At 55.7% G+C, this 20,379-nt stretch carries 16 protein-coding genes; 5 read left to right on the plus strand and 11 right to left on the minus strand.

Going from position 1 to position 20,379, the window contains the following annotated elements; genetic code table 11:
• The first annotated feature begins 257 nt into the window (after positions 1-257).
• Positions 258-4,004: a SpaA isopeptide-forming pilin-related protein gene (locus C1717_RS10045; protein WP_146003697.1), complete on the plus strand. Its 3,747-nt coding sequence runs from the start codon at positions 258-260 to the stop codon at positions 4,002-4,004.
• Positions 3,992-4,750 (plus strand): class B sortase, encoded by a 759-nt coding sequence (locus tag C1717_RS10050; RefSeq protein ID WP_102373008.1) that lies wholly within the window; start codon positions 3,992-3,994, stop codon positions 4,748-4,750. The genes C1717_RS10045 and C1717_RS10050 overlap by 13 nt, the downstream gene beginning before the upstream one ends.
• Positions 4,751-4,836: 86 nt before the next feature.
• Here C1717_RS10050 and C1717_RS10640 read toward each other — a convergent pair whose 3' ends face one another.
• On the minus strand, positions 4,837-4,992 hold the full coding sequence (locus C1717_RS10640) for a hypothetical protein (protein ID WP_180965926.1): 156 nt from the start codon (positions 4,990-4,992) through the stop codon (positions 4,837-4,839).
• Positions 4,993-5,001: 9 nt separating this feature from the next.
• Complete coding sequence (locus C1717_RS10055) at positions 5,002-8,190, minus strand: M28 family peptidase (protein WP_102373009.1); 3,189 nt, start codon at positions 8,188-8,190, stop codon at positions 5,002-5,004.
• A 299-nt stretch (positions 8,191-8,489) separates the two neighbouring features.
• Between C1717_RS10055 and C1717_RS10060 the strand changes: the two genes are divergently transcribed.
• Positions 8,490-9,518: a helix-turn-helix transcriptional regulator gene (locus C1717_RS10060; protein WP_180965927.1), complete on the plus strand. Its 1,029-nt coding sequence runs from the start codon at positions 8,490-8,492 to the stop codon at positions 9,516-9,518.
• On the plus strand, positions 9,505-10,422 hold the full coding sequence (locus C1717_RS10065; protein WP_102373011.1) for a helix-turn-helix transcriptional regulator: 918 nt from the start codon (positions 9,505-9,507) through the stop codon (positions 10,420-10,422). The genes C1717_RS10060 and C1717_RS10065 overlap by 14 nt, the downstream gene beginning before the upstream one ends.
• 67 nt (positions 10,423-10,489) lie before the next feature.
• On the opposite strand, the gene C1717_RS10070 is transcribed toward C1717_RS10065, so the two are convergent.
• Both C1717_RS10070 and C1717_RS10075 read right to left on the minus strand, forming a co-directional pair.
• Positions 10,490-13,405, minus strand: coding sequence for a helicase C-terminal domain-containing protein (locus C1717_RS10070; protein ID WP_102373012.1), 2,916 nt, complete (start codon positions 13,403-13,405; stop codon positions 10,490-10,492).
• Complete coding sequence (locus tag C1717_RS10075) at positions 13,406-14,359, minus strand: D-alanine--D-alanine ligase family protein (protein WP_102373013.1); 954 nt, start codon at positions 14,357-14,359, stop codon at positions 13,406-13,408.
• A 113-nt stretch (positions 14,360-14,472) separates the two neighbouring features.
• Here C1717_RS10075 and rlmN point away from each other — a divergent pair, with 113 nt between their 5' ends.
• Positions 14,473-15,522 (plus strand): dual-specificity RNA methyltransferase RlmN, encoded by a 1,050-nt coding sequence (gene rlmN, locus C1717_RS10080; protein ID WP_102373014.1) that lies wholly within the window; start codon positions 14,473-14,475, stop codon positions 15,520-15,522.
• A gap of 336 nt (positions 15,523-15,858) precedes the next feature.
• Here the strand turns inward: rlmN and C1717_RS10750 are convergent, their stop codons facing one another.
• From C1717_RS10750 to yidD, 7 genes are all read right to left on the minus strand, one after another.
• Positions 15,859-16,125 (minus strand): hypothetical protein, encoded by a 267-nt coding sequence (locus C1717_RS10750; RefSeq protein ID WP_146003698.1) that lies wholly within the window; start codon positions 16,123-16,125, stop codon positions 15,859-15,861.
• Positions 16,122-16,934 (minus strand): ParB/RepB/Spo0J family partition protein, encoded by an 813-nt coding sequence (locus tag C1717_RS10085; RefSeq protein WP_102373136.1) that lies wholly within the window; start codon positions 16,932-16,934, stop codon positions 16,122-16,124. The genes C1717_RS10750 and C1717_RS10085 overlap by 4 nt, the downstream gene beginning before the upstream one ends.
• Before the next feature lie 43 nt (positions 16,935-16,977).
• Complete coding sequence (locus C1717_RS10090) at positions 16,978-17,760, minus strand: ParA family protein (RefSeq protein WP_102373015.1); 783 nt, start codon at positions 17,758-17,760, stop codon at positions 16,978-16,980.
• Positions 17,761-17,918: 158 nt separating this feature from the next.
• Positions 17,919-18,662, minus strand: a complete 744-nt coding sequence (rsmG, locus tag C1717_RS10095) for a 16S rRNA (guanine(527)-N(7))-methyltransferase RsmG (protein ID WP_102373016.1) — start codon at positions 18,660-18,662, stop codon at positions 17,919-17,921.
• A gap of 91 nt (positions 18,663-18,753) precedes the next feature.
• Positions 18,754-19,344, minus strand: a complete 591-nt coding sequence (locus C1717_RS10100) for a Jag family protein (RefSeq protein WP_102373017.1) — start codon at positions 19,342-19,344, stop codon at positions 18,754-18,756.
• A gap of 44 nt (positions 19,345-19,388) precedes the next feature.
• Entirely contained in the window at positions 19,389-20,159 is a 771-nt protein-coding gene (locus C1717_RS10105; protein WP_102373018.1) for a YidC/Oxa1 family membrane protein insertase, read from the minus strand.
• Between the two features lie 26 nt (positions 20,160-20,185).
• Positions 20,186-20,377: a membrane protein insertion efficiency factor YidD gene (gene yidD / locus C1717_RS10110; protein ID WP_423767113.1), complete on the minus strand. Its 192-nt coding sequence runs from the start codon at positions 20,375-20,377 to the stop codon at positions 20,186-20,188.
• Positions 20,378-20,379 lie beyond the last annotated feature (2 nt).

Consider the following 20,379-nt stretch of genomic DNA (forward strand, 5'->3'; position numbering starts at 1 on the left):
CCGGCAGAAGAGCCGCGTTGGAACGGTAAGACCCCTTTGTGAGATATCCGCCAGCTCTTGTGTAGCAAGTAGGGAAAACCGGTAGGAAGCGGCCCGTACGCTGTACCCACGACGGCGAGAAGGGAGCGCGTATGATGACGAAAGGTCCTTCCGATCAGAGAATGCGGCGGGAACGCGAGCGCAAACGGAGCACGCAGCCTCCCCGAGCGCATTGGCTTCTCATACGAATCGGTGGTACGGCGCTGCTTGCGGCCGTGATGCTTTTGCCCATTGCCGCCCTGCTCCTTCCCCACACGGCGAAGGCGGAAGCCGGCGAGGTGACACTCGATATCGAGCGCGAGGTCGCTTATGGCGGCCATACCACATGGCTGATGCGCGCAGATGGCTATCCGGCGTTTTGCGCTCAGCCCAACATGTCGGTGCCCGGATCGGGCGCATACCGTCAGACGAGCCTTGCTGCCCCGAGCGGGCAGAACGACCTCGTACGCGCCGTCCTCTATTTCGGTGCCGAGGGTCCCGGGCAGGGAAGCATCTCTTGGCCCACCTTCGTAGGCAGCTCCGGGCAGACCGAGCAGCAAAAGATCTGGGCTGAGACGCATCTGCTCGCCGCCTACGCATGGACCGGGTCCATCGACACCGCCCTGACCGGGGTCGACGGCAGCTGGCAGCATCGACGCACGTGGTTTTTGCAGCATATCTTTGGTATGGACGAAAGCGGGCGCGTGGTGAATGAAAGCGCCCCGCTCCAGCAAATCCGCGGCAAGGTAGCCGAGGTTCCAGCCGATTTCCATGTCTACCAGCTCAGTACGGGACCTTCGACCCAAGTGGTGCTCTCATGGTCCTGGGCTGTCGATGTCACCTTGCGCAAATCTTCTACAGATGTCGAGCTGACCGCAGGAAACGCCTCGTATTCCCTCGCCGGGGCCACCTATGAGGTCAGGCGCGCCTCGGATGACGCGCTCGTGGCGACCGTGACCATCGATGCGGCGGGGGTGGCTCAGTTCACCCTCGCGCCAAACGATCGCTACTATGTGATCGAGGTCGGCGCGCCAGCTGGATTCAAGCAAGATACCGAGCGCCACTACTTCACGACGTCCGGAGCCATCACCGAGGTGCATACCGCCGACAACCCAGCGCGCGCAAGCCTCATCCTGCATAAGGCAGACTCCGCCACCGGCGCTGAGGCGCAGCCGGGCGCTTCGCTCGTGGGTGCCACTTACCGGCTCACCGATTCCAACGGCGACACACATGAGGCAACCTCATCCGAGGACGGAACCCTCTCGTTTACTGAATTGCCCCTGGGTCCGGCGACCGTCGTTGAGATTGATCCTCCAGAAGGCTATCTGCTCGATACGACGGTCCACGAATTCGAGCTCGGGAGCGACGCCGTTCACGAGGACATCGTGCTCGAGCCAAGCGATCCTCTCATCGAAACCGTGCGGGCATTCGATATCTCCATCGTGAAGTATGCGGATACCGGATCGGATGACTCCGGCTTGCAGACGCCGGCTGCGGGTGTCTCGTTCGAGATCGTGTCGAACACCACTGGCAACGTCGTGGGGACGATCGTCACCGACGCGGATGGTAACGCTACGACCGCCGGCTCCTGGTTTGGCTATGGTACGGCGCCCGAGGGCATTGGCGGGGCGCTCCCCTACGACCGCGCCGGATACACCGTGCGCGAAGTTGCCGAGACCACGCCAGACGGCTACCGCCCCGCCGGCCCCTGGACCATCTCTCCCAACCAGATGACCAACGGCGCGACGCTGCAGTACATCGTGGACAACGATCTTGTTGAAAGCCGGGTGCAGATCGTCAAGACCGATGCCGAGACCGGCATGACGGTTCCCCTTGCCGGCTTTACCTTCGAACTGCTCGATGCCGAGCATAATCCCGTAACGCAAGAGGCGTGGTATCCAAACCATGTCGAACTCACTTCGTTCACCACCGATGACACGGGAAGCGTGACGCTGCCCGAACCTCTGCGTCCTGGTACGTACTACCTGCGCGAAACAGCCGTCGCGCCGCCTTATCTACTAGCAGGGGAAGAGGTCGCCTTTGAAATCCCCGCGTCGACCGAGACTCCTCCGGTAACCGTGGTCAGCTTTACCGACGAGCAAGCGATGGGGCGCGCGACCGTGACCAAGCAGTGCGACGATGATGGAGCCTTGCTCTCAGGTGCGGAATTCGACGTGGTCGCCTGCACCGATATCGTTTCTCCCGACGGAACCATTCGTGCCGTGGAGGGACAGGTTGTCGACCATGTAACCACGGGCGAGGACGGCACGGCGACCACCCGCGATCTGTATCTGGGCTCTGGATCCGCAACGTACGCCTTTGTGGAGACCGCGGCACCAGAGGGGCATGTGCTTGATAGCACACCGCGCGAATTCACCCTCACCTATGAAGTTCCCGAGGTCGCGCTCGTGCAAGGTTCGGTTGCCGCATCGGATGCCCCGACCACGGTAACCCTGCGCAAAGTCATTGCAGGAACCGACCGAGCGCTTCCCGATACCGTATTCGAGCTTTGGCAGGTCTCATTCGACGAGGAGGGGCAGCCATTCGAGGTCGAGGGCAGCAGGCAACGCCTCGAAACAGGCGACGACGGCATCATCACCCTTGCCCACCTACTACCCGGATCCTATCGCATCCAAGAGACCTCGGCTCCTGCAGGCTATCTTCTCGACGAGACCGTTCATGCGTTCACCGTCGATGACCAAGGCCTTATCGAAGGAGCAGCGTCCTTCGAGATCGTCGCCGAAAACGATTACACCAAGGTGGACTTCTCAAAGCGGGATATCACCAACGAATCCGAGATACCCGGTGCAACCCTCACCATCCTCGATAGCGAGGGAAGTCCCGTGGCGACATGGACCTCCACGGAAGAAGACCATCGCATCGATGCCATACCCCCGGGCACCTATACCCTCGTGGAAGAGATGACGCCGCATACCTACGACCAAACGACCGCCGTAGAGTTCACGGTCGAGGAGACCGGCGAGATCCAACGTGTCGTCATGTACGATGAGCCGATCGAGATTTCTGGCGAGCTCGACAAACGGCAGGAGATCGCAGATCCCATCGCGGAAAACACCGTGGAGAATGGAGACGGATTGAACCGCGCACCGGTGCGCGTCTCACAAGATGGCTCGTTTTCCTACAGCGTGGACGTGCGCTCGACGTCGAGCACCTGGGTCGATGAATTCACCGTTACCGACGACCTCACCCAGGTGCACGAAGGCTTGGCAGAGCTCGTAAGCATCACCACCCCGCAGGCACTGGGCGATTTCGATGGCAGGCTCAACGTATGGTATCGAACCAATATGACGCCTACGGACTTCCAAGATCCCTCTGGAGCAAACGCGACGCTCTCGAGCGGCTATGAAAACCCTTGGCTCACCCACGAATCAACCGCTGCCAGATTGGGCGATGATGGCCGCGTGCTCGACTACTCCGGCTGGCATCTCTGGGCGGCGGATGTCGATGCCGCCAGCGCAACGACGCTCTCCGTCGCGGAGCTTAACCTGGCAGAAGGCGAGCAGGTCATCGGACTTAGACTCGAATACGGCCGCGTCGAGGCAGGATTCACCACCCGTGAAGGCCTGTGGGAGCGAGACGACCTTAAAGACGCGCACGACGATGTGGAGCTCGTCGTGACTCCTCATGAAGGCAAAGAGGGGACCGCGCCGCTCGTCCTCAACCTGCGCGTCACAGATGATTACGCAGGAGAGGCCGTTTTAACCAACGGGGCAGGGGTTGACCTGTACCGCAACGGGGGAGCAATCAACGGCGATGAACCCCTCGAGGATCATGACGGCGACGAGGTTCAGCAGCTTCCCAAAACGGAAGATGAGCCTGCAGAACCAACGCAGCCGACTCGCCCCCTCGCACAGACCGGCAACGCCTCGCTGGTCCCCGCTATGGCAACCACCGCCGGTGTTGGAGCTGCAGCCTATCTGCTCTTGAGAAAACGGTTCTCCGGGAGGTTCCCATGGAAGCGTTGACATCCCACAAGGGGCAGCACCTCCTGACACGGCGAGCCTTCCTGGGCGTTGCGTTCTGCTCGTCGGGACTTGCCGGCAGTCTGCTCGCCCACGAGCACGCCGGTGAGCAATCCTATCGCCGCCTATCCCGCGAGCGCGATGGCGACCCAGCCTCTCGCTGGACCTCCTTGAAACCCAGCGCTTCCGAACTGGAAGCTTGGATCACCGTTTCGGGAACGCCCATCGACTACCCGGTTGCGCTGCCCGACCACGATACCCCTGAGGACTTCTACCTCGATCACGATATCGACGGGACTCCGCGAGCCGCAGGCTGTCCCTATCTCGATAGTCGTTGCTCCGCTCACGGAACCCACCTGCTGATTTACGGGCACCGCATCGCAGGCTCTGACACGATGTTTGGAAGCTTATGGAACCGCTATACCCCAACGGCATTCAAGGAGCTCGGCGATGCCGTCTGGGACACCTCGGTCGACGGAAAGCTGAGCTTCGCCCCTCTGTGCGCTCTTCGCGTACCAGGAACGTACGCTCCAATCCAACGGTTCGCATTCGAGGATGCGGACGCTCTGTGTGTCTGGCTGGAAGATGTAGCCGACTCCGCCACCGCAACCGCACCGGATTCACGGGAGCGCATCAAAGCCGCGACACGGGTTCTCACGCTTGTCACCTGCGCCGAGGGAAACGGCCACAGCACAACACGAACCCTCGTCTTATTCACGCGCGAAGCGGACGAGCAAGCCTTGCAGTGAAAACAAAGCCTAAACGCTGCAAGATGTCGAACCTAATGATAGGAGGCCGCATGCAACTGCGGCCTCCCCTGCTCGATATTATCTTGCTACTGCTCAGCAGTACTCTCCTGCTGCGCTTCCGGCTGAGTCGAGCCAAACGTGAACACAACGTACGCAGCGGTAAAACCAAGGAGCACGGCAACGAGCGCAGCTATGATGTACACGTTTCGATGCAGCTTGATGAATTCGATCAGGTTCCGCACAGCCTCCTCCTATGAGCGCCTGATTACCTCGGTGACGACATCGGCGACACGATCAACATTCTTCGCATCGATGTTGTGTGGCACATCGTCGACAGTATGAGAGCATGCAAACCCGCTCCCGTCGATACCGGCGATGGTGAGAGCGCGCAAGCTCATATCCATCGCCGCATACGCATCGGTCGACACGAAGGGCATCTCCACCGATCCAAATTTGTGATGGAAGGCGGAAGAGACCTTGTGGACGAGGTTCGTAATGCGTTTGTCTCCCTTGAGTACGCGGACATCGCCCTCGGTAGCAACCGTGCAGAGCTCGCCGGCACCAACGCTTTCGAGGTTGATGAGGAACACGCCGCGCAGACGATCGCGATGCGTATTCAGGAACGCTGAGATGCCCGCATGATCAAACTCGGACGCACCGGTCGCAACGAACCAGATATCATGACCGAGCAGCTCGTCGTCGCCCATCGAGGTGATGGCGTCACGCAGTTCCTCTTCCGTCACGCCTTCCGCGCCGGTAGCGCCGCCCTTCCAGTCATCACCCTCGAAGTTGTCCCATGAACCGATGTCGCGGCCGGAGCTCTTCGCATCAAAGTTCTCATCGACTCCAAGCCAATCGCTCATGCTCTCCTGTTCGCGCTTCTTGCGATGGAACAGCCCGCCCCGACTACGCTTGGGCGCAGCAGGACGCGGAGCCACCGGTGCAGGGGCGTCTGCGCTGATGGTCTCGAACGCACCATCCCCAGCAGCGGGAACCACAGGAGCGACAGGCTCTGGGTTGGGCGCGCTGATTACGCTAAAGCCATTCGACGGGCTTGCGGGCGCGGAGGATGGCGCAGCTGGCACCTCGGGAACCTGGGTAGCAGGCGCGGCGGGCGCGGATGATTGGATCGGTGCAAAGGGGTCTATCGGCGCGGAGGAGGGATCGGGAAGATCGAATAGCGAGGCGCGGTTGATCGGCGTGCCCTGGTTCACCGACGGAAGCGAGGGGTCCGGCACCGCACTGAACCTCTGAGAAGACGCCTGCAGCGGGTTGACGTTCACCAACGGGTTGACATTGACCGCCTGCGTACGCGGGCGCGATATCTGAGCCATGAGGGAATCAACGGTCTCGGGTTCCTGCACGGGAGCCGGCTCCTGCACGATATTGACCATCTGGAGCGGTTCTTGTGCAACGGTCGCTCCGAGATCAACCGCGCTCGAGGAAGCCTGCTGCAGCATATCGCTCGGCGTCCAACGCTGGGTAGCGTCTGGGTCTGCCACCGGTGCAGCCACTTCCTCGTCGATTTCGCCCTGCTCTGCAGGAGATGCGCCGTCATCGGCGGAAGAGGGCTCTACGATTTCGCTGGATGGAACCTCGGAGGCGAACGCACTTGCCGGCACCTCGACCGTTGCGTCGAGCTCGGACAGCTCCTCTGATGCAGCTACCTGCTGGCTGGCCTCACCGTTAGCGATGGCCTCGTCTTCCACCGTCGCGGCCGCTTCTTCATCATCGTCCGCAGCATGAGACGCCTCCAGAGCAGAGGCGCGCTCCTTCGCTTGCTCGACAAGGCTCTTGCCGCGCTTGAATACGCCATCGAAGAGGCGCGCCGCACCGGCACCCGCAGCCGAAATGGCCTCGGCGATGCCGCCGGCACGGGTGGCGTGCTGGATCTCGTATCCGCCCTCGTCTTCTTCGTACGCGTAGTCGTCGTACTCCTCATCGTAGGAGCCGGAATCATCGTACTCGTCGCTGGAGTCCTCATCGGAGCCGGACTCAAGCTCTTCGTCAACCTGCCGTTCATCAGAACCCTTAGCCTTGGGCTCCTTCTCAGCGGGCTCCACCGGAACCGCATCCGGAATCTCGTCCTCGACAGGCGCTTCGTATTCAATCACGCAACTCTCGGGAACCATGCCGATAGCTTGAATAGCGGCTAGCCCATAGCGATAGTTACCCGCCTTGTTGACGATGCTCGGTACCGGCTCGGCCTCAGGCTCTTCCTCGGGCTCGGGCTCCTGCGTAGGTGCGGCTTCAGTCATCGCAGCATCGGACGATTGCTCGGCACGCTCTGCGGGCTCTTCTTCAACGGGCTCCACACCAGCATCAACGGAATCAGCAGCAGAATCGGACTCGCCCTCATCCTCGGTGAGCGGAGGAATCGCTTGGGTAGCGTCAGGATCATGAGGGACATCGCTCTTCTCAGCGTCTCCGTTTGCGGCGGCCTCGCCACCATCGAGCACCTCCATGGCAGCCGTGGCTCCGGCAAAGGCATCCACAGGGATGCTTGCGGTCCCCGCCATAGTGGCATCGGCGTCCAAAGCGCCCTCGTCAACCGCGGCATCCTCGCCCTCGGCATCCTCCTCTGAAGCCTTGTCCATGGCATCCTCGGGCAAATCCCCCGCGGCGACCGCGGCAGCAAGCTCGGCTTCTTCAGCCAAACGCCGCTGCTCCGCGAAATACTCGTCGAAGGGAATGTCGTTGGGGAACTCAACCTCGCGCTGGCACGGGGCAACGGCGTCCATGACACCCAGCATGGCGGCGACCGAAGACTTGTTGCACACGGCACCCGAGGTGTATGGAAGCACCATACGGTTCATGATGGTAGCAACTGCGTTCGCCAAAGGCACGAACGCGGCCACAATGGCGAGCAGCCACAGAACGAGCTTTGCCGCACCGGGAAGCGGGAGCAGGCGCGCGATGGCGATGGCCGCCGGGGCGATCATGGCTGCAGGCATGAACTTCACCAACATGGGGCGATAGTTGACGTAGGGGAACTGCGAGAGCAAGTCGGCACGCGGCGAATCGTAATGCGCGACCACCACAACCGGTCGATTGCGCGGAGAGGCAAGCGGACCGGATGCCTTGTGGTACGCGATCACGTTCTGGGAGAGGCCTCCAGCGCCAATGCTCGCGAAAGATATCTTCCCAAAGCGCTCAAGGATGAACAGCGCCGCGGCAACGACCACCAGCAGAAGGCCGATTACACCCACAGGCCCGCCGATACCCATGAGGACCGAGCCGATGAACGTGACGATCCCGAGAATCGCCAAGACCATCCGGCGTGAACCGGAAGCCTTGAATTCCTGAATCTCGGGTTCGAAGCCGTGCGCCGAGAAGATGGCCGCCAGATCCTCCGCTGCGGCATGCTCTTCCTCGCTGCACGCCGGCGTGATTCCAGTATTCTGCAGCAGGTGGGCAAGGTATTTCCGGGTGGTGGCCATGAACGCTCCCTATCCCTATATCGTGAGGTGCAAGCTACCCCGATCGTATTCCGAGGAATATGTCCATATCCTGCAAAGTATAGCGCTAGTTATCAAAAGCTGCATTATCGCCGCAGGTTGCACGCGTAACCCTATGAATAACGTCCTCAATCTCCACAAGGAGGGAACAACCTGCCGCTTCTGCGTACGCGCCATCAACGAGCCCCAACCCTCTCGATACCGCCGACAAACTCTTCAGGTGGCGCCCGTCGTGTAGAATGGGACGAGATGACGAGCTCTCGGGGAGGGACGTGATAGGGATGGCGCGCGGCGAATCCATCGCACATGATGCCACGGCAGGACGCCTTCTCAACCTCCTGTTTATATTCAACGCCACAACCCGCCCCCTCACCACCGACGAAATCGTGAGCGACAGTGATCTGGGCTATGGCTCGCCACAGCGCGATTCCGATCTGCGGAAGTTCCGGAGGGATCGCATCAAGCTGGCGGAGCAGGGCATCTTCATCGAAGAAGTCAAGAACCCCGGAGACGCGATGAACACCGAGGGCTCTTGGCGTCTCAACCGCAATCTCACCTTCGCTTCTGCCGGCTCTCTCGACGCGGAGGATGCCCAGACCCTTGCCGACGCCATAAACGGCTACCTGGGGAACATCCCCTCACCGCTCACCCGGCCGCTGCGTTCCGTCGAAGAGAAGGCGTTCGAAGTCGCCGCTGACAGACATCGCCCGTTGAAAGAGCTCGCTTCCACGGCGGACTCCGCGAGCAACCCCTTGCTGGATGCCGTATGGATCGCCTTCGCGCTGCGCCGTCGCCTCACCTTCACGTACATCAACGCTCAAGGGGATGCTTCCAAGCGCACCGTATCCATCTACGGGATCTTCTCGCGCGATGGCGTGTTCTACTTCAGCGGCCACGACAACCTTACGAATACGGTCAGAACCTTTCGCATCGATCGAGTTGAGCGGGCGTGGAAGCCTTCGGGATCCTATACCATCCCTCAGAATTTCGACGTGCGCGATCAGCTTTTCTTCGCGTTCGACCTAGCCGCCGGAGAAGGTAGTGATGTCACGTTCTCCCTCCCCGCATCGATTACCGAGGATGAGCTCGAGGCGCTGACACTTGGCCGTGGGTCGATCGACCGTGTTGGAGCCGACAACGACGATCAATGGGCATGGCATTGGACGGTGAAGGTTAAGGATGTCTCCAAGGCAGCTTCCTTTGGGCTTGTCCACGCCCGGGACGGCATGCGGCCAATCGCCCCCCAGCAGCTCATTGATGAATGGAACGCCCTTATCGAGAGGACGGTGACAGCCCATGTCCCACGATGAGCGGGTATGGCGAGCCATCCATCTTCTTGAGCTTGTCTCCTCCAGCGAAGACGGTAGCATTTCCGCAGCTGAAGCCCGTGAGGAACTCTCATGCGATGATGCTGAGCTTGACGGTTATATCGAGCTCATCTCGACGCTCGCAGATCGGGAGAGGGGGCTCCGCGCGGTAATCTACCGCGACGGCGATACTGTCGCCATCATGGGAGATGCCACCCAAATGAGCCCCTTGCGCCTATCACTTGGTGAGAGCATCGCACTCGAAAGCGTCCTTGGCACCTTAGACCTTGGAGCTGAGGTTACCGAGCGCCTCCGCAACGCTCTTGTGCCAGACCTGCTCCACAACGAGGTGCGACGCCACCTCATCGGCCGCGACATCTCGTTCGGTTCCTGGTACCGCATGCTTGCGGAGGCCATCGCCGACGGCGTGAGATGCCGCATATCCTACCGCTCGCACGATGACGCCTCATCCCGGGAACGTACGGTCGACCCCTTGGACCTTGAAACCACAACGGAAGCTGCCTACCTGGTTGCCTGGGACATCGATAAGGATGCCGAGCGGCGCTATCGGCTCGAGCGGATTGAGGGCGTCACATTCACCGAAGACTCGGTGGTTCCTCATCAGCGCACATCCACGTCCATCTCCGAAAGCCTGGCCCAGGGAGCTTACCGAGTGGTGCTCGAGCTGCCCCACGATGAAGCCGAGCGCCTGTCGTGGGCGGGCATCAGATCTTTGGAAGAAGCGCCTGTGGAAGGGTTCATGCGCGTACGGGTGGATGTGAGTTCCATGCGCTGGCTCTTCGACCAAGTCCTCGCAGCGGGCGGCAGCATGCATATCGTCGCTCCACCGGAGATGATTCCTCGGTTCGTTACCTACGCCCAATCGCTCGCCGTGACGACAGACTGAGGCACCGGGCAGTTCGCTGCAGAGCACATGGAACTTCCCCCTAGAGAGATGACAAGCCGGAACAGCATCAATGTCGGTCGTGTGCCTTTCGCCAGAGCTCAAGGTAGCGCCCTATTCGGCCTGCTTCAATACGCTGATAGCTCGCTGTCGGAAGCGAGTTTAGGAACTTTTTCCCATACCCCTTGCTTACCAGCCTTGAATCGGCGAGCACGAGCACGCCTGTATCGGTCGACGACCTAATGAGCCGCCCGGCGGCTTGCTTAACCTCAAGCACCGCATCGGGCAACGCATACCGCGCCCATGCGCGATCCTCGCGCAGCGCCCGTTCGCACGCCAGTGGATCTGTTGGACTCGAAAACGGAAGCTTGGGAATGACCACGCATCTAAGCGTCTCTCCCGAAGCATCAAAGCCCTCCCAGAACGCCTTAAGCGCGAAGAGCGAAGAGGTGCGCTCGGCGATGAAGTGATCCCGCAACCGGCGCGTCGAGCTCATTCGTTGCTGACAAGCAAGCTCGAGCCCCGCCGCCGCAAGCCGTGGCTGGACCGACGCATAGAGATCTTCCATATCCCGACGATTGGTGAATAGCGTCAGGACCGATCCACCCATCGCAACGTGGATATCAACGAGCAGATCTTCTAGAGAGGATAGGTACGCTGCACGATTGCGCGGGTCCGGCAAATCGGAGGCAACCACCACCGCCATATTTGCATCGAAGTCATAGCTTGACTCCAAATGCAGCGATCGAGAAGACCCTGATGGCAGGCGGTCTAGACCGATGGCATGCTCAAAATGCTCGAACCCGCCCGATACCGACATGGTTGCCGATGCAAAGATCGCCGTGTGGATATCAGGCAACCAGTCCGTAGCAAGCACCTCGCCGATATCGATCCTCTCGGCGGTAAGTGCCTCGCCGCCGGCACGGAGACGACGGTTTACCTGAAGGGCGTAGACGTAGTGCTCATCTTCCCCTTGTATAATGAGCTTCAACCCATCCAGCAGGTCATGTAGGCGGCGAGCCGGATCGGCAACTTCGACCATCTGATCGGGCATATCGGCGCCGAAGGTCTCAACAAGCGAGACGAGCGCCTTGTCTGCTTGCTCGAGCGCATCGATGGCTGCATTACCGGACAAGGCGAGGATGTCCCATTCCGCGCTCTGCCTCAGCTCTGGCCCAATCCAGATCGTCATCTGGTCATAACCACCGGTCTTGGCTCGTCCGGCAACGTCACGTACCGCTGTAAACAGCTCTGCCATCGAAGCCGAAGCGCCGTTAACCGTGCTAACAGCTCGAGCGACGAGCCCCTGGTAGAGCGTCGTTGCCTCCGCGGTCGCACCTTCACGGACAAGACCTCCCAGCACACCCGTAGAACTGTCACCGAGCCTCTCGAATAGCGCACGAGAATCATCGGCCGTGATCGAAATCGCCCATTGGCGGCGTGCCTCTCTCTCGATAGCGTGAGCCTCATCGATGACCCAATGGCGTATCGGTGGCAGTATCTTGCCTTCAGCAGTGACATTACGGAACAACAACGAGTGATTCGTCACCACGATGTCAGCCTGCGCCGCACGGCGACGCGCGCCATGGACCAGGCAGCGATGTGGGAAGAATGGACACAATCTGCGTGCACATTCACGCGAACCCGTTGTGAGATCGGCTCGATTGACGCTCTTCCACTTGATGCCCAACGCATCGAGATCGCCATCGGGACTTTGGCATACATAGGCATAGAGCACTGCAAGGGCGGTTAACGTATCTGCGGGGTCTTTCTTCGTCTCTATTTCGGAGTTGCTGCGTAGTAAACGTTCCATCTTGCGCAGGCAGGGATAGTGATCGAATCCTTTGAGCGCACAATACGATAACCCGCCTTCGAGCGCATTCGCCAAACGGGGCAGCTCGTGAAACATGAGCTGATCCGCAAGGTTGTTCGACTTGGTCGCGATGCCCATCGTGATGTGGTTGCGGCGCGCTGCAGCAGCAAAGGGGACCAGGTAGGCGATTGACTTGCCTACGCCGGTGCCTGCCTCGATGGCACGATGGGTTGAGGTAGCGAGCGCGTCGCGAACTTCACAGGCCATCTCGACCTGCTCGCTTCGCGTCTCGTACTCTGGATACATGCGACTTACCAAGCCATCTGCTCCAAAGCTTGCAACTATCTCTTGGTTTGTTGGGAGATCGAGCACCGGCAGATCGTCGGCATCGACGCGTTCTTCATGTATAACTTCGTTGAGGACTCGATCGCGTTGTTCTGCCAATGAGAACGACTCTCCAACGTGAGCTTGTGCGAGGTAGGAGAAGATCGGTCGATACGCCCAGGGAACATCGGGGTGCGTGTCAGCAAGAAGGCGGAGCAATCCACCAGGAAGATCAGATAGCGCTGTAAGGAGAATTCTCCATACCCCCGCCAGGGCATCGACATCGTCAATCGCTCGATGCGACACCGCAGCGCAACCGAATACCTCTGCGATGAAGGAAAGCTTATGCGAAGCCAGGCGGGGCAGCGCGACGCGCGAGAGCGCAAGTGAATCTATCCAGATGTCGCTCACTCCAGCTCCACCTTTGACCGCTTCAATAAACGAACGGTCGAAGGTCGCATTATGTGCGACGACAGGCCTTCCTCCCACGAACTCCGCGAGCTGCGCAACCGCTTCGCGCGCGGACGGGGCATGCGCAACATCCGCCTGCGTGATACCGGTCAGCTTGGTTATCTCATCGGGAATGAGGGTTGTGGGGTGCACAAAGGTATCGAAGCGTTCTACGATCTCATTGCCCGATAGCACTGCCGCCGATATCTCGATGAGCTCATGCTCTTGAACCGATAGGCCCGTGGTCTCGGTGTCGAGGATGACCACATCCTCTTCAATCAGACCAAACTGCATCGTTTTCGCCCGCTCGGCGAGCGTGCGGTACGATTCTGCTACAAAGCCTGGCGTCGCAGGAAGCAACGCCTCATCCACCGCCGTAGCGGCGTCATGAAATGCCATCTATCGCTCCCAGCGCTTGATCGCGATGCGAATCAGCTCGTCACATACCTTTGAGAACGGAATGTTCGCATGACGCGCCTCATCAGGGAAGAGCGATGTTGAAGTCATGCCTGGGATGGTGTTTGTCTCCAAAATCACCGGGCCACGCTCCGTCACGATGAAGTCACTGCGCGAGAATCCAGTGCACCCAAGTGCCTCGTGTGCGCGGACGGCAAACTCTTCCGCCTTACGATAATCCTCGCCGGCAATGGCAGCCGGGATACGGTGAACAAGGGCCGGGTCGATGTACTTCACCTCGAGATCGTAAAAATCGGAGCCCTCCTGCGGAAGAATCTCGACGATCGGCAAGGCATGGGCTGGATCCCCAAATACGCCAACGGTTATCTCGGTTCCTACAAGACGCTCCTCAATGAGTGCCTTATCATCATGATCGAACACCGTCTCGAGGGCATGGGGGAGCTCATCCGCATTCTTCACGTATGTCACGCCGAAACTCGAGCCGTTAACCGCAGGTTTTACAAAGCACTCCTCACCCACGACCTCGATGATGTCAGCCACACAGACCTCATCATCACTCGCTAGCGTCATACCTTTCGCTATCGGAATTCCCGCTCGCTCATACAGCGCCTTCGAGACATCCTTATCGGCAGCGCATGCGCTTGCTATCACACCTGAACCCGTATAAGGAATATCCAAGAACTCAAGTATGCTCTGAATCATTCCGTCTTCTCCGCCACGACCGTGGAGTGCGATGAATGCTACATCGAAATCACCGTGTTCAAGCTGGTTCAAAAAACCTCCTGAAGCCGGATCGAGCGTTACAACCTCTCCGTACCCCTCTTCCTTCAGTGCTTCCACAACATTGGCTCCCGATGCAAAGGAGATCTCGCGCTCATCCGAAATGCCTCCGGCGAGCACCACGACACGTAGATCCTCTCGCTTAAAGTCCGACATGCCTTCTCCTCTCAGCGGTGGTTTTTCATCGCCTAGCTCGTTTCCAGTTCAGGTTCCCTTATTGTATAGATATGTGACCACCCATCATCGTGATTTCGCATGAAAGGTATGCAATGGAAACCAGGCGACGTCTTCCCGACATTAGAAGCATCGACAGTCGCGAGCTTCAAGAAACCATTTCTGAGCTAGGGCAGCCTGCATTTCGTTACAAGCAAATACATGAATGGATTTTCTCTAAGAACATATGTTCGTTTGATGAGATGACTAACGTACCCAAGGCTCTGCGTGAAGCCTTACAGGAGCGTTATAGTTTCGGTACTCCCCTCGAGATCGCCAAACAGATTTCTCGTGATGGCTCCAGAAAGTACCTTCTTCAATTTCCTGATGGTGTGTCGGTCGAAACCGTCGGCATGCCTTCACGGAACCGCTTGGCTGTCTGCATCTCCACCCAAGCTGGCTGCAACATGGGCTGTGCGTTCTGCGCCACGGGCATCGCAGGACTCACCCGCTCTCTGACCGCACAGGAAATGGTAGACCAGGTTGCCCATGTCGCACGTGATTTTGGTGAACGCGTCACGAGCGTTGTGTTCATGGGTCAAGGAGAACCTTTCGCTAACTACGATGAGACTGTTTGCGCCTTGCGTCTTCTTAATTCCGAAGAGGGCCTGAACATCGGGGCACGACATCTTACCGTTTCAACTTCGGGCATTATTCCTCGAATCCGATCCTTTGCTCAGCTTCCAGAGCAATTCACACTCGCGGTCTCTCTCCATTCCGCTATTCAATCCACTCGTAACCAACTTATGCCAGGTGTTAAGAAATACACGCTCCTCCGCCTTCATGAGGTGCTTCAGGAATACACTGAAAAGACCGGGCGTCGTCCTACCTACGAATACGCCATGATCGAAGGTGTCAATGACACAAGACCTGAGATGGATGCTCTATGCAGCTTCTGCGAGGGCACGCTCTGTCACGTTAATCTTATTCAATTGAACGAGATCCCTGACAGCCCCTTCAGACCTTCTCCTGAGAAAAAAGTTGATGCTCTTCAGCGCCTTTTGCTGCAGCATGGCGTTGAAGCGACTATCCGAAACTCTCGGGGGTCGGATATCGATGCTGCTTGCGGCCAGTTAAAACAACGTAAGGTTGCATTTCATAAGTAAAGCTTCACTTCATATTTAGCCGCCCAGTAAGAAGCGCCGAGACCTCCAAAAGTGTCTCGGCGCATTTCATTTCTGATTATCTTGAACTTAGCTTGTCGAAGCGTCTTCATTTATAAGATAGGGTAGTGTCTTCACAGGGCTAGCTAAGCTAATTGCTTCTTCTAATAGCCATTCAGTTCTTAGTTCATACCTCTTAAACATCAAGCCAATTCTCGTTTTGAGTTTGCAAGCTCTTTTTCTTCTTATCTATGATTTGCTTCTTCAACCATCCTATATCGTCGTTTTCATTATTTTGAGAAAGATTCACGTGAAACATTTTCTTTAGGTACCTAATTTTTAGTATCCCACGCTCTCCCATTGCTGGGCAACCCAATCTTGATTCACCTTCGGGTTGTTTGTCATTTGCGCTGTCTTTATAGCAATATCTTCCGACATTGCCATTACTTTTCTTTTTGAAGTATCAAATATATCTTGAAAACTTCTGATTATCTGTTCGCGTTTTTCAGGATTATTTAGTAGCTGGTATCCAATGTATGATCCAACGGTAATTCCGATTCCCAATAAACACGCAGAAACAATTTTGTTGTTTAACGAGGGTTTCATTCTTGACCAACCACCTTGTTGATAATATCGGCTAGTTGTTCCTCATCTCTAAACTCAATTTCAATTTTGTTTTTCCCACGCGTATTCTTTACTCTTACGTTTGTATTCAATGATTGCCTCAATACCTTTGCAGCACGCTTAAAAGATTGCGGCGTTACCGCTCTTGCTGATTTTACTGGCTCATTGACTGAAAATAGTGGTGCAAGTTTTTCTGTCGCTCGAACCGACAATCCTTCTTGAACTACTTTTTCCGCAAGCTTGATCCTTGCATCTTCATATGGAACTGCAAGTATTGCTCTGGCATGTCCAGCTGATATGTCACCATTAAAGATAAGTTCTTGCACCTTATCGGGTAGATCAAGAAGGCGTAGTGCATTTGTTATCGAAGATCGCGACTTTGAAACAGCCTTTGCAAGCGCTTCTTGTGTCATTCCACTTTGATCGATCAGCTGACGATATCCCTTTGCTTCTTCAATTGGATTGAGATCTGATCGTTGAAGATTCTCAATGAGCGCAATTGCTAGAACCTCATCATCACTTACATCTTTTATGATTACAGGGAGGTCGGTTAGCCCTGCGATTTTTGATGCCTGATATCTGCGTTCTCCAGCAATGATTTGGTAACCTTTATCGTCCTTCCGAACAAGTAACGGTTGCAATACACCATGCTGCCTAATTGAGTCGCTAAGCTCTTCAAGCTCTTTATCATTAAAGTGGACACGCGGTTGATTCGGATTCGGATGTATCTCATCGATTGGTAGTGTTGATTCAGCAGTTACTCCGCCAGTCTCGAATTGTGCCTCTTGCATAAGAGCGCCAAGGCCTTTTCCGAGCTTTGATTTTCCCTTCTGGCTAGGCACGAACAATCACCTCTTCTGCAAGCTCCATATACGACTGGGCGCCTTTATTCTGCGGTGCATACTGAATTACAGACATTCCAAACGATGGTGCTTCCGAAATCTTGACAGTCCTTGGGATCAGTGTATTGAATACCTTGTCACCGAAGTATTGCTTTACTTCATCAACTACTTGATTTGCAAGAGAGGTCCTCGAATCATACATGGTTAAAAGCACACCAAACACTTCCAAGCCCTTATTGATTTTGCTTTTAACCATCCTCATTGACTCCAATAGTTTTGTTACTCCCTCTAGAGCGTAGTATTCGCATTGAATCGGGATGAGAACGCTATCAGCAGCTGTGAGCGCATTGATTGTCAAAAGACCTAGCGATGGAGGACAATCGATAAAGACAAAGTCATAATTCTCCTGAACTGGCTCTAAAAGCTCTTTAAGTCTTGTTTCCCTTGCCATTGCTGAAACAAGTTCTATCTCGGCTCCTGCAAGCTGAATTGTTGCTGGTATTACCGTCACATTATTACAGTTCGCCTGGATTAGCAGGTTTTCAGCTGGAACATCGTTTAGCAAAGCATCATAGACGCATTGTTCAAGCTCTTCTTTTTCAATTCCCAGGCCACTTGTACTATTCCCTTGAGGGTCAAAATCGACAATTAATACCTTTTTACCGAGCTCGCCAAGTGCCGCTGCAAGATTAACAGCTGTCGTTGATTTTCCGACTCCACCTTTTTGATTGATTATCGATATGATCCTTGGCTGTTGATGTGCCCTTATATCCACGTTGCCTCCTTTGTATGATTCTGTTGCTTTGACTACGTGGTGCTAGCTTACACAACTGAAATTTGTGATTCGACTTAATTATGTTTCACGTGAAACATACTTGCAAGCATAAGATTCAGCCCCAATGTTTCACGTGAAACATTGGGGCTGATTAAGAATCATGCAAGTGGGTTACTCTTTGCGGTACCAATAGATCGAGGAAGTTTAATGCTGGAGGGACCGATCTTCTCATAAACGAAAATCTCACGATGGCCAAGCGCTTTTGGTAAATCAAAGGACATCCGGTCAATCAAATCAAAACCGCAAATTCTAGAAGCAGTATTACCCGAGTCAACCTCATCATGTGAGGGTCTTCCTTTTGTGATAATCAAGAATCCTCCTAAGAGAACAAGAGGAGAGGCATATTCAAGAAGAACGGGAATTGGAGCAAGAGCACGGGCAACAACTGAGGTGAATTGTTCTGGTTTAAGCAAGGCATAATGCTCGACCCGATCATGGACAGCAGACACATTGTCTAAATGGAGATCTGAGATAAAAGAATTAACAGCATATACCTTCTTGCCTACAGAATCAAGTAATACAGCAGGTCGACCGGAAGAGATAGCCAAAGGAATACCAGGGTACCCAGCACCAGTTCCAATATCAATAAAGGAACCTTCAGGGGAGGCAGCTAATGGAAGATGGAGAAGAAGGGAATCAAGAATATGAAGAACCAGGGCATCATCGATATTCAGGATGCGAGTCAGATTCATCTTTCTATTTGCCTCAAGAACAAGCTTGAGATGCTGAAGGCACTGAAGAATCTTGCCATCGTTGAGTTCAATTGAATAGTCATCGAGATAGGCACTAAGCTTGTCGACATATTCATTTGGATTCTCGAGTAATAGCAAATCTGTATTCATATTGCTCCCAGTTGTCAGAAATCAATGGTGCGATGGATTTTGACAAAAAAGGGCACGGAAACCGTGCCCTTAACGTAACTATAAAAGATTGCTAAATCGCTGAGATAACAACATGACGCTCAGGGTCAGAGCCTTCAGAATGTGTCTCAACAGCAGAATTATCCCTCAGGGCAATATGGACGAGACGTCGTTCATATGCACTCATAGGCGGTAGCGCTACAGATCCATGTTGACGAACAGCACGAGACGCAGCGGATTTTGCCATGGAAACGACCTTCTCGTTTCGACGACTCTTATATCCCTCAATATCTACTACAACAGGATAGCGGAATCCGAGCTTCCTGCTCACAATGAGGGAAAACATGGACTGAAGGCTTTCAAGCGTTTTACCATGCCTACCAATCAGAACCGCTAGGTCACCAGCTGTGACATCAAGGATGAGTTCGCCTTCATCACCAACGTATTCATCGATTGGAGCGCTATCAATTCCAAAGTATCCTAGGATATCCCTGAGTACAGAGATGGCGATATCAGCTATGGTATCTAACTCATTATCGCTCAGCTCAACACCAGCCTTATAGTGCGCCGCGATCTCCGGATACTGTCCTTCGTAGATAGATCCTTCAGGCTGAGCCGCCTCAACAACCTCATGTAGGGAATCTTGTAAATCCTGATCTGACATAATCTTACTCCTAGATATTTAGGTACCTAAATACTTGGATTTCCCTAGTTCTTCTTATGAGGGCGCGCCTTACGCTCGCGGCGCACGACATCAACTTCGATAGGAGCGTTCGCGAGGCGCTCTTCTTCTTCGGCCTTCGCCTTTTCAATTACTCGGCGAGTCACGAAGAGCTGCTGAACAACCTGCCACAGAGTGGATACATCGTAGTAGAGCAGGACGCCGGCGGGAAGACTCCATCCAATCCAGAGCATCATGACGGCCATCACGATGGACATGGTACGCATCGAGGATGCCTGCTGGCCGGTCTGGTTCATAGACTGATAGAGCGTCGGGATGAGTGTAAGGACCGCAAACAGCACCAAGGAGATGAGATACGGGAGGGCAACGACGATCCCGTTTGCCCACTGAGCGGCCGGGGTCGTCGTGAGGTCCGGGAGAATGTTGTAGAACATGAACTCGGTATCCGGGAAACGCTCGGGAAGCGTCCTCAGCAGCGTGAAGAGCGCTAGGAGGACGGGCATCTGAATAAGAAGGGGGAGGCAGCCACCGAGGGGATTGAATTTGTTCTCGGAATAGAACTTCTGCATCTCCTCTGCCTGACGCTGGGGATCATCAGCGTAGCGCTGTTGGATCTCCATGAGCTTAGGTTGGAGTACCTGCATGCGGGCGGTCGATTTGGTGGATTTAAGAAGCAGCGGGGTAAGAGCCAAACGGATGATCACCGTCAAGATGATGATCGAAAGGCCCCAATCGACTGCAAAGCCTTGGATAAAGGCAAGGATTTGATAGAGAATGTTAACGATCCAATCCCACATGTATACAATCCTCCGAACGTGTGTTGTTACGGCACTGGGTCATATCCGCCACTATGAAGTGGATTACAGCGCATAATTCGCCTTAAAGCCAGAAGGAATCCCCGAATCACCCCATAGCGCTCGATTGCTTGAACGGCATATTGGGAGCACGTCGGGCGATAAATGCACGAAGCTGGGAGCAACGGCGAAATAAAGCGCTGATAAAACCTGATCGGCATGA

Origin of the sequence: Enorma phocaeensis (assembly GCF_900186505.1) — a bacterium.
Classification (GTDB): Bacteria; Actinomycetota; Coriobacteriia; order Coriobacteriales; family Coriobacteriaceae; genus Enorma; species Enorma phocaeensis.